This is a genomic window from Rhodococcus sp. BL-253-APC-6A1W (assembly GCF_012843405.1).
In the GTDB taxonomy this organism is placed as follows: domain Bacteria; phylum Actinomycetota; class Actinomycetes; order Mycobacteriales; family Mycobacteriaceae; genus Rhodococcus.
Genome location: NZ_JABAFB010000017.1, coordinates 37376 through 47174 on the forward strand (window position 1 = coordinate 37376; position 9799 = coordinate 47174).

Annotated in this window: 8 protein-coding genes; all 8 read left to right on the forward strand. The window is 67.8% G+C overall.

The window, feature by feature from the left end:
* The 8 genes from argF (at nt 1) to tyrS (ending at nt 9473) form a co-directional block, all read left to right on the forward strand.
* A complete protein-coding gene (argF, locus tag HF877_RS20230; RefSeq protein WP_169622991.1) occupies nt 1-930 on the forward strand; it encodes an ornithine carbamoyltransferase in 930 nt (309 codons plus the stop codon).
* 2 nt (nt 931-932) lie between these two features.
* On the forward strand, nt 933-1445 hold the full coding sequence (locus HF877_RS20235) for an arginine repressor (protein WP_169622992.1): 513 nt from the start codon (nt 933-935) through the stop codon (nt 1443-1445).
* Between the two features lie 49 nt (nt 1446-1494).
* A complete protein-coding gene (locus HF877_RS20240) occupies nt 1495-2694 on the forward strand; it encodes an argininosuccinate synthase (RefSeq protein ID WP_169622993.1) in 1200 nt (399 codons plus the stop codon).
* A gap of 2 nt (nt 2695-2696) precedes the next feature.
* Nucleotides 2697-4118 (forward strand): argininosuccinate lyase, encoded by a 1422-nt coding sequence (argH, locus tag HF877_RS20245; protein WP_169622994.1) that lies wholly within the window; start codon nt 2697-2699, stop codon nt 4116-4118.
* 178 nt (nt 4119-4296) lie between these two features.
* Complete coding sequence (locus tag HF877_RS20250) at nt 4297-7284, forward strand: alpha/beta fold hydrolase (protein ID WP_169622995.1); 2988 nt, start codon at nt 4297-4299, stop codon at nt 7282-7284.
* Between the two features lie 41 nt (nt 7285-7325).
* The gene (locus HF877_RS20255; RefSeq protein WP_169622996.1) at nt 7326-7547 is read left to right on the forward strand and encodes a Trm112 family protein; all 222 of its coding nucleotides are present in this window, start codon (nt 7326-7328) and stop codon (nt 7545-7547) included.
* A 14-nt stretch (nt 7548-7561) separates the two neighbouring features.
* Nucleotides 7562-8188, forward strand: a complete 627-nt coding sequence (locus HF877_RS20260; protein ID WP_169622997.1) for a DNA-3-methyladenine glycosylase — start codon at nt 7562-7564, stop codon at nt 8186-8188.
* A 7-nt stretch (nt 8189-8195) separates the two neighbouring features.
* Nucleotides 8196-9473, forward strand: a complete 1278-nt coding sequence (gene tyrS / locus HF877_RS20265; protein ID WP_169622998.1) for a tyrosine--tRNA ligase — start codon at nt 8196-8198, stop codon at nt 9471-9473.
* Nucleotides 9474-9799: the final 326 nt, after the last annotated feature.

Genomic DNA, 9799 nt, shown 5'->3' on the forward strand with positions numbered 1-9799 from the left:
GTGCTGAGACATCTTCTGCGTGACGACGACCTGACTCCCGCCGAACAGAACGAAATCCTCGATCTGGCAGCGGAACTCAAGAAAGCCCCGCTGTCGCGGCGTCCGCTCGAGGGCCCCTACAGCGTGGCGGTGTTGTTCGACAAGCCCTCCACCCGCACCCGGTTCTCGTTCGACGCGGGCATCGCCCAGCTCGGCGGTCACGCGATCGTCGTGGACGCCGGGTCCACGCAGATCGGCAAAGGCGAAACGCTCGAGGACACCGCGCGCGTCTTCTCCCGGTTCGCCGAAGCGGTCGTGTGGCGCACCTTCGGGCAGGACCGCATCGAGACCCTCGCGGCGCACTCCACCGTGCCCGTGGTCAACGCGCTGACCGACACCTTCCACCCGTGTCAGGTGCTCGCCGACCTCCAGACCATCCGCGAACACAAGGGCCGCACCCACGGGCTGAAACTCACCTACTTCGGTGACGGCGCGAACAACATGGCGAACTCGCTGATGCTGGGAGGCGTCACCGCCGGCCTCCACGTCACCATCGCGTCCCCGACGGGCTTCACTCCCGACCCGGAAGTGGTCGCCGCAGCCCGCGCGCGGGCAGAGGAGACCGGCGGCAGCGTCACCGTCACCGACGATCCCCATGCAGCGGCGACCGGCGCCGACGTCCTCGTCACCGACACCTGGGTGTCGATGGGGCAGGAAGTCGACGGCAAGGACCGCGAGGCCCCCTTCCGGCCGTACCAGCTCGACGACACGCTGCTGGCACTGTCCGATCCCGCGTCGATCGTGCTGCACTGCCTGCCCGCCTACCGCGGAAAGGAGATCACGGAAGAGGTCATCGACGGACCCCGCTCCGTCGTCTGGGACGAGGCCGAGAACCGGCTCCACGCACAGAAGGCCCTGCTCGTGTGGCTGCTCGAGCAGCGCAGGAGCTGAACGTGAACACCGCGGAGGGAGCCGTCGAACGGGCCGGCAGCGCCGCCCCGACTCGGGCCGCGCGGCAGGCGCGTATCACCGCGCTCCTGGCAACCCGCGCGGTGCGCAGCCACACCGAACTCGCGGCACTCCTCGCGGCCGAAGGCATCGAGGTCTCCACCGCCACCCTCTCCCGTGACCTCGAAGAACTCGGTGCCGTCAAGCTGCGCGGCGCAGACGGGGGAGCGGGCGTGTACATCGTGCCCGAGGACGGCAGCCCCGTCCGCGGAGTGTCCGGCGGCACGGATCGACTATCCCGGCTACTCGGTGAACTGCTCGTCTCCACCGACGCCAGCGGCAACATCGCGGTCCTCCGGACGCCACCGGGGGCAGCGCACTATCTGGCCAGCGCACTCGATCGGGCATCATTACCGGAGGTGGTCGGCACGATCGCCGGGGACGACACCATTGCGGTGATCGCCCGGGAACCGATGACAGGGGCGCAACTGGCCGCCCTGTTCGAATCACTGGCCTGAACCATCACGTCGAGAGACGTACACGAAAGAAAAGAAGGAGCACAAGACAATGGCCGATCGCGTCGTACTCGCCTACTCGGGCGGGCTGGACACCTCCGTTGCCATCAGCTGGATCGGCAAGGAGACCGGCAAGGAGGTCGTCGCCGTCGCCATAGATCTCGGTCAGGGCGGCGAGGACATGGAAGTGGTGCGTCAGCGTGCGCTCGACTGCGGCGCCGTCGAGTCCGTCGTCGTCGACGCCAAGGACGAGTTCGCCGACGAGTACTGCCTGCCCACCGTGCAGGCGAACGCGCTCTACATGGACCGCTACCCGCTGGTCTCCGCGATCAGCCGTCCGCTGATCGTGAAGCACATCGTGAAGGCGGCCCGGGAGTACGGCGGCACCATCGTCTCGCACGGCTGCACCGGCAAGGGCAACGACCAGGTGCGCTTCGAGGTCGGCTTCGGTGCCCTCGCTCCCGACCTGCAGGTCATCGCACCCGTGCGCGACTACGCCTGGACCCGCGAGAAGGCCATCGCCTTCGCCGCCGAGCACAACCTGCCGATCAACGTCACCAAGAAGTCCCCGTTCTCCATCGACCAGAACGTGTGGGGACGCGCCGTCGAGACCGGCTTCCTCGAGGACCTGTGGAACGCCCCCACCAAGGACGTCTACGACTACACCGAGGACCCCACCCTCAACTGGCAGGCCCCCGACGAGCTCATCGTCTCCTTCGAAGCGGGCCGTCCCGTCGCGATCGACGGCAAGCCCGTCTCCGTGCTCGAGGCGATCCAGGAACTCAACAAGCGCGCCGGCGCACAGGGTGTCGGCCGGCTCGACATGGTCGAGGACCGCCTCGTCGGCATCAAGAGCCGCGAGATCTACGAGGCGCCCGGCGCGATCGCGCTGATCACCGCGCACCAGGAACTCGAGCACGTCACCCTCGAGCGTGAGCTCGGCCGCTACAAGCGCCGTGTCGAAGAGCGGTGGAGCGAGCTGGTCTACGACGGCCTCTGGTACTCCCCGCTCAAGTACGCGCTCGACGCGTTCATCCAGAACACGCAGGAACGCGTCACCGGCGACATCCGGATGGCCATGCACGGCGGGCACATCACCGTCAACGGACGCCGCAGCCCCGAATCGCTGTACGACTTCAACCTCGCCACCTACGACGAGGGCGACAGCTTCGACCAGTCCAACGCCAAGGGCTTCGTCCAGATCCACGGCCTGTCGTCGAAGGTCGCCGCGAAGCGCGATCTGGGCCTGTAGTCATGGCCACCCACGGCACCAACGAAGGTGCGCTGTGGGGCGGCCGGTTCGAATCCGGACCGGCCGCCGCCATGGCGGCATTGAGCAAGTCGACCCACTTCGACTGGGTGCTTGCGCCCTACGACGTGCGGGCATCCCAGGCGCACGCCAAGATCCTGCATCGGGCCGGGCTACTGAGTGACAACGACCTCGCGACCATGCTCGACGGGCTCGAGGGCCTCGCCGCCGATGTCGCATCGGGCGCGTTCGTCCCGTCGGATTCCGACGAGGACGTGCACGGCGCACTCGAGCGCGGTCTCATCGAGCGGGTCGGCCCCGAGGTGGGCGGACGTCTGCGCGCCGGGCGCTCCCGCAACGATCAGGTCGCGACGCTGTTCCGCATGTGGTTGCGCGATAGCGCGCGGCGTATCGGCGACGGTGTGCTCGATGTCGTCGAGGCCATCGCAGGCCAGGCCGCCGCGCACCCCGACGCCGTGATGCCGGGCAAGACCCACCTGCAGGCGGCGCAGCCGGTGTTGCTCGCGCACCATCTGCTCGCGCACGCGCATCCCTTGCTGCGTGATGTCGATCGTCTGCGTGACTTCGACCGGCGCACGGCTGTCTCGCCGTACGGGTCGGGTGCGCTCGCGGGCTCGTCCCTCGGGCTCGACCCCGAGGCAATCGCCGCCGATCTGGGATTCGACGCTGCCGCCGACAATTCCATCGACGCGACCAGTGCGCGCGACTTCGCCGCAGAAGCAGCGTTCGTCTTCGCTCAGATCGCGGTCGACCTCTCGCGGATGGCGGAGGAGGTGATCCTCTGGAGCACACCGGAGTTCGGGTACATCACCCTCGCCGACGCATGGTCCACCGGATCGTCGATCATGCCGCAGAAGAAGAATCCCGACGTCTCCGAACTCACCCGCGGCAAGGCGGGCAGGCTCATCGGAAACCTCACGGGCCTGCTCGCGACGCTCAAGGCACAGCCGCTGGCCTACAACCGGGACCTCCAGGAAGACAAGGAACCGGTCTTCGATTCGGTCGCCCAGCTCGAGCTTCTGCTTCCGGCGATCACCGGGCTCGTGTCGACGCTGACGTTCCACACCGAACGGATGGCCGAACTCGCGCCCGCAGGATTCACCTTGGCGACCGACATCGCCGAGTGGATGGTGCGCCAGGGCGTCCCGTTCCGGGTGGCCCACGAAGCTGCCGGCGCCTGCGTCCGGGCAGCGGAGACGCGCGGGGTGGGGCTCGAAGACCTCACCGACGCCGAACTCGCGGCAGTCGATCCCGCGCTCACCCCTCAGGTGCGTGAAGTTCTCACGGTCGAGGGCTCCATCGCGTCGCGGAACGCTCGCGGCGGCACCGCGGGAGTCCGCGTTGCCGAGCAACTCGGCAGGGTGCGCGAGACCGCGGCGGCGCTGCGGGCCTGGGTGCGGGCCTGACGCCCCTCGCGTAGGCGGGCGCCGCGCTGCGTCTGTTCCTCTTCCGGTCCCGGGCGGCATCCGAATAGCCCGGGACCGGGCGGCGTCCGAATTGCCCGGGACCGGATCACGGATATGGCAGGCTTACGCGTACACCCGTCATGTACCGGGGTCATGGGCATCGTGGAGGGAAGCGATCGTGGGACTGGACGGTAGAGCGGTGACCGGACCGATGCGTCGGCTCATCGCGACGGCGCAGAACGGTCTCGAAGTCATCCGCTTCGGGGGGCTCGAACCGGGCACCTCGTCGTCTCCGTATCAGGTCGTCGAACGGTGCGGGATGTACCGTCTCCGGCGCTATTTCCCCGACTCGGACACCGCCGCGTCCGGTCCACCCGTGGTGTTGGTGCCGCCGATGATGATGTCCGCGGACGTTTACGACGTCACCCGCGACAGCGGTGCGGTCGGTGTCCTGCACGCCGCGGGACTCGATCCCTGGGTGGTGGACTTCGGCTCGCCCGACCAAGAGGAAGGCGGGTGGGACCGCACCCTCACCGACCACATCCTCGCTCTCGACGAAATCGTCGACCGGATTCACGCGTACACCGGACGCGACGTCCACCTCGGGGGTTACTCGCAGGGCGGCATGTTCTGCTACCAGGCTGCCGCCTATCGCCGCAGCCGCAACATCGCCAGCCTCATCACCTTCGGCAGTCCCGTCGATACCCTCGCCGCACTGCCCTTCGGCATCCCCGGCCCTGTGGCGACACTCTCGGCCGATTTCCTGGCCGATCACGTCTTCAACCGTCTCGCGATCACAGGCTGGATGGCTCGTACCGGATTCCAGTTCCTCGACCCGGTCAAGACGGTGCGGTCGCGTATCGACTTCCTCCGGCAGCTCCACGACCGCGAAGCTCTCCTTCCGCGGGAGCCCCAGCGCAGGTTCCTCGACACCGAGGGCTGGGTCGCGTGGTCCGGACCCGCGGTTGCCGACCTGCTGCGCCAGTTCGTCGCGCACAACCGCATGGTCAGCGGGGGCTTCGTGATCAACGACAAGCCCGTGACGCTCGCGGAGATCACCTGCCCCATCCTCGCGTTCCTCGGAGAAGTCGACGACATCGGCCAGCCTCTCGCAGTACGCGGAATTCGCAGAGCGTCGCCGCGCGCCGAGGTCTACGAATATTCGCTCCGCGCGGGCCATTTCGGTCTCGTCGTCGGATCCGTTGCAGCGCAACAGACGTGGCCTGCGACGAGCGAATGGGTGCAGTGGCGGGAGGGAATCGGGGACCGGCCCGTCGGGGTCAGTCCCATGACCGCGCCGGAGCCGAGCGACGAGGGCGCGACCGGCGTCTCCATCAGTAGCCGGGTGGCGCACACGGTCGCCACGCTCGCCGATGTCGGCGCCGATATCGGGAAGGGGATCGCCGAGGTCGCGGCCGGCGCGGTGCGCGGTGCCCGCGACCTGTCGGGCGAAGCCGCGCGAGCACTTCCGCGTCTCGCCCGCCTGGGACAGATCCAGCCCCGCACCCGTGTCTCCGTCGGCAGCCTCCTCGCAGAACAGGGGAGGAGAGGGCCTCAGCGCGAGTGCTTCATCTTCGAGGACCGGGTCTACACCTACCAAGCGGTCAACCGCCGCATCGACAACATCGTTCTCGGTCTGGTCGACAACGGCGTCCGGCCGGCGATGCGTGTCGGTGTGCTCATGAACGTCCGGCCCAGCGCCATGGCGGCGGTGGCCGCCGTCTCCCGTCTCGGCGCGGTATCGGTCCTGATCCCCCCTGGACCGGACGCGGCCGCCGCCGCCCGACTCGGCGGTGTGGAAAAACTCGTCTCCGACCCGGAAAACCTCGACCTCGCTATCGGCACGGGCCTGCCGGTTCTCGTGCTGGGTGGAGGCGACGTCCGCGACCTCGACGTCGAGCCCGGCGCCGACGTCGTCGATCTCGAGCGGACCGACATCTCCGGGGTGCACCTGCCGGGCTGGTACGTCCCGGATCCGGGCCTCGCCCGCGAATTGGCGTTCGTCCTCTTCGTGGGGAGTGGTCCGACACTCGAAACCAAGCGGGTCACCAACTATCGCTGGGCGCTGTCGGCGTTCGGTACGGCGACCGCTGCGTCGCTCGGGCGACGCGACACGATGTATTGCCTGGCACCGCTGCATCACTCGTCGGGCCTGCTCGTGAGCTTCGGCGGTGCATTGGCGGGTGGAGCGCGGATCGCCTTGTCGAACGGACTGGACCCGGCGAAGTTCGGGGAGGAAGTCCATCGCTACGGCGTCACGGTGGTCACGTACACGTGGTCGATGATGCGAGAGGTGCTCGACAGCCCTTCCCTGCACATCGACGCCAGCCACCCCATCCGATTGTTCATCGGCTCCGGCATGCCGCCCGGGCTGTGGTGGCGCACCCTCGAACGTTTTGCTCCCGCGCGGGTGGTCGAGTTCTACGCGTCCACCGAAGGTGACGTGATCCTCGCCAACGTGTCGGGTTCGAAAGTGGGATCCAAGGGACGCCCGCTCCCCGGCAGCGCTGCGGTCGGTCTCGCGGCCTACGACCCGCTCACCGGACGGCTCATCGAAGACGACCGTGGCTTCGTACGCTCGTGCGCCGACGGCGAGGTCGGACTTCTCCTCGGCAAACCTGGTGCGTCCAACGAAGCGCTCGGCGACGTCATGCGCGGTGTGTTCGAACCGGGTGACGTGTGGATCGCCACCGAAAACCTGTTCCGCCGTGACGCGGACGGTGACTACTGGCTTCTCGACAACAAACGCGGGGTGGTCGTCACCGCGCACGGACCGGTGTACTCGCAGCCGGTGATCGACATGCTCGGGATGATTCCGCGTATCGATCTTGCAGTCTCGTACGGAATCACTCTGGGGGACAGCGATATCGCGGTGGCCGCGTGTACGTTGCGCGGTAAGAAGGCCCCGACGGCAGCGGAGATCACGGCCGCTCTCGACGTCGTTCCCGAAGCGGAGCGCCCCGATCTGGTGCACATCGTCCCGTCCATCCCGATCGGGCCGTCCTACCGTCCCGCCGCCGACAAGCTGCGCGAACACGGCCTGCCGACCCCGACCGTTCGCTCGTGGTACGCGGACCGGGACACCGGCACCTACAAGCGGTTCACCAAGGCGGTCGCCACGAAATGGGCAGCGGGCACGGCGGGGGCCACGCCCGCCGCCCGGTAGGCTGAACCCGTTCCGTTGTGTACGAAGTCGGAAGGACCCCCGTGGCCGTCGATCCCACGCTGTTGAACATTCTTGCCTGCCCCGAGGACAAGGGGCCGCTGCTTCTCGTCGACGACACGGTCCTCTACAACCCTCGGCTGCGCCGCGCCTACCCGATCGAGAACGGCATCCCGGTTCTCCTGATCGACGAGGCCGTGGCCGTCGGTGACGCAGAGCACGAGGATTACGTCACGCGGGGTGTTCCCGGCTGGACCCGAGACTGACCGACCCCGCCGCGATGAGCGCGCAGTACCTCGAATCCCTCGACCCTGTCGAGGCGGCTCGTGCGCTGCTCGGTGCTGTGGTCCGGGTGGGCGATGTCGCCATTCGGCTCACCGAGGTCGAGGCGTACGGCGGACCGGAGGACGGTCCGTGGCCCGACCCCTCCGCTCATTCGTATCGGGGTCCGAGCGCACGCAACGCCGTGATGTTCGGGCCCGCCGGCCATCTGTACGTCTACCGCAGCTACGGCCTGCATCTGTGCGCCAACATCTCGGTCGGACCCGACGGCGTGGCCGCCGCCGTGTTGCTGCGCGGCGGCGAGATCGTGGACGGCGAACAGTGCGCGAGCCGGCGACGGACCCCGGGGATGCCGTCCGACAAGCTTGCACGCGGACCCGGAAACCTCGCCGCGGCACTGGGATTGGATATCTCCGACAACGGTCTCGACGTGTTCTCCCCGCGGTCGCGGGTTCGCCTCGAACTACCCGAGCGACGGGACGACGTCGATGTCGCCTCCGGCCCGCGTGTGGGTATCAGCGTCGCTGCAGACCGGCCGTGGCGTCTGTGGATTCCGGGCTCTCCGGGGGTCTCGGCGTATCGACGGAGCCCACGGGCGCCGGCACTCCGAACACGAATGGGATGATCGAGCGGTGACTGAGCACATTCTCGACGAACTGACCTGGCGCGGGCTCATTGCCCAATCGACCGATCTCGATGCACTCCGACGCGATCTCGACGCAGGTCCGATCACCCTGTATGCAGGCTTCGATCCGACCGGACCGAGCCTGCACGCCGGTCACCTCGTGCCGCTTCTCGCACTCAAGCGATTCCAGCGCGCGGGCCACCGTCCGATCGTCCTCGCCGGCGGAGCGACCGGCTTGATCGGCGATCCTCGGGACGTGGGGGAGCGCACGATGAACTCCGCCGATACCGTCGCCGACTGGGCGGATCGGATCCGGGGACAACTCGAACGCTTCGTGGACTTCGACGATTCGCCGACCGGTGCCGTCGTCGCGAACAACCTGGACTGGACGGGGCGCCTGACGGCGGTCGACTTCCTGCGCGACATCGGCAAGCACTTCTCGGTGAACGTGATGCTGGCACGCGACACCGTCAAGCGGCGGCTCGAAGGCGACGGCATCTCGTACACCGAATTCAGCTACATGCTGCTGCAGGCGAACGACTACGTGCAGCTTCGCCGCGACTACGGGTGCGCGCTCCAGGTCGGTGGCTCGGATCAGTGGGGCAACATCATCGCCGGCGTCGAACTGAACCGACGGACCGACGGAGCATCGGTCCACGCGCTGACGGTCCCACTCGTGACCTCCTCGGACGGCAAGAAGTTCGGGAAGTCCACGGGCGGGGGAAGCCTGTGGCTCGACCCGGAGATGACCAGTCCGTACGCCTGGTACCAGTACTTCGTGAATGCCGCGGACGCCGATGTCGTCAAGTACCTGCGGTGGTTCACGTTCCTCGACCGCGAGGAACTGGCCGAACTCGAAACCGCGACGGCCGAGCGTCCCCATGCACGCGAGGCCCAGAAGCGGCTCGCGGCGGAGATGACCACGCTCGTCCACGGCGCTGCGAACACCGTAGCCGTGGAATTGGCGAGTCGCGCTCTCTTCGGGCGCGGGGAACTCGCGGACCTCGACGAGCCCACCCTTGCGGCGGCGCTCACGGAGGCCTCGGTGATGGACCTGCGTCCGGGGGAGCCCGGCACCATCGTCGACCTGCTCGTCTCGACCGGTCTGTGCGAGAGCAAGGGCGCTGCGCGCCGCACGGTCAAGGAGGGCGGCGCGTCGGTCAACAACGTCCGCGTCTCGTCGGAGGAGTGGACACCGTCCGACGCAGAGCTCCTGCACGGGCACTGGCTCGTGATCCGCCGGGGGAAGCGTAATTTCGCCGGCGTTCGCGTGCACCGCAGCTGACCGCGAAGGTTCTGACTCGCTTCCGGGCCGTTGACCAGGCGATTTGACGGCCCGGAAGCGTGGGCGTAACTTAGTCCTCGTTCGAGCGACAGGGACACCGCCCCGGACCGAGAGGTTCGGAGATCAGTGGTGTCCTGAACGTCACTCAGAACAGCCGAAGATCGAGGAACGCACGAGTTGCGGTCCGCCGGTCGAAGGTGATAGATTGGAACGGTTGCCCCGGAGCGGGTCAGACACAGTCTGGAACGCGATGGTGTGTGCGTGTTCTTTGAGAACTCAACAGTGTGCCGATGAATGTCAGTGCCAATTATTTGGTGCGATCATCC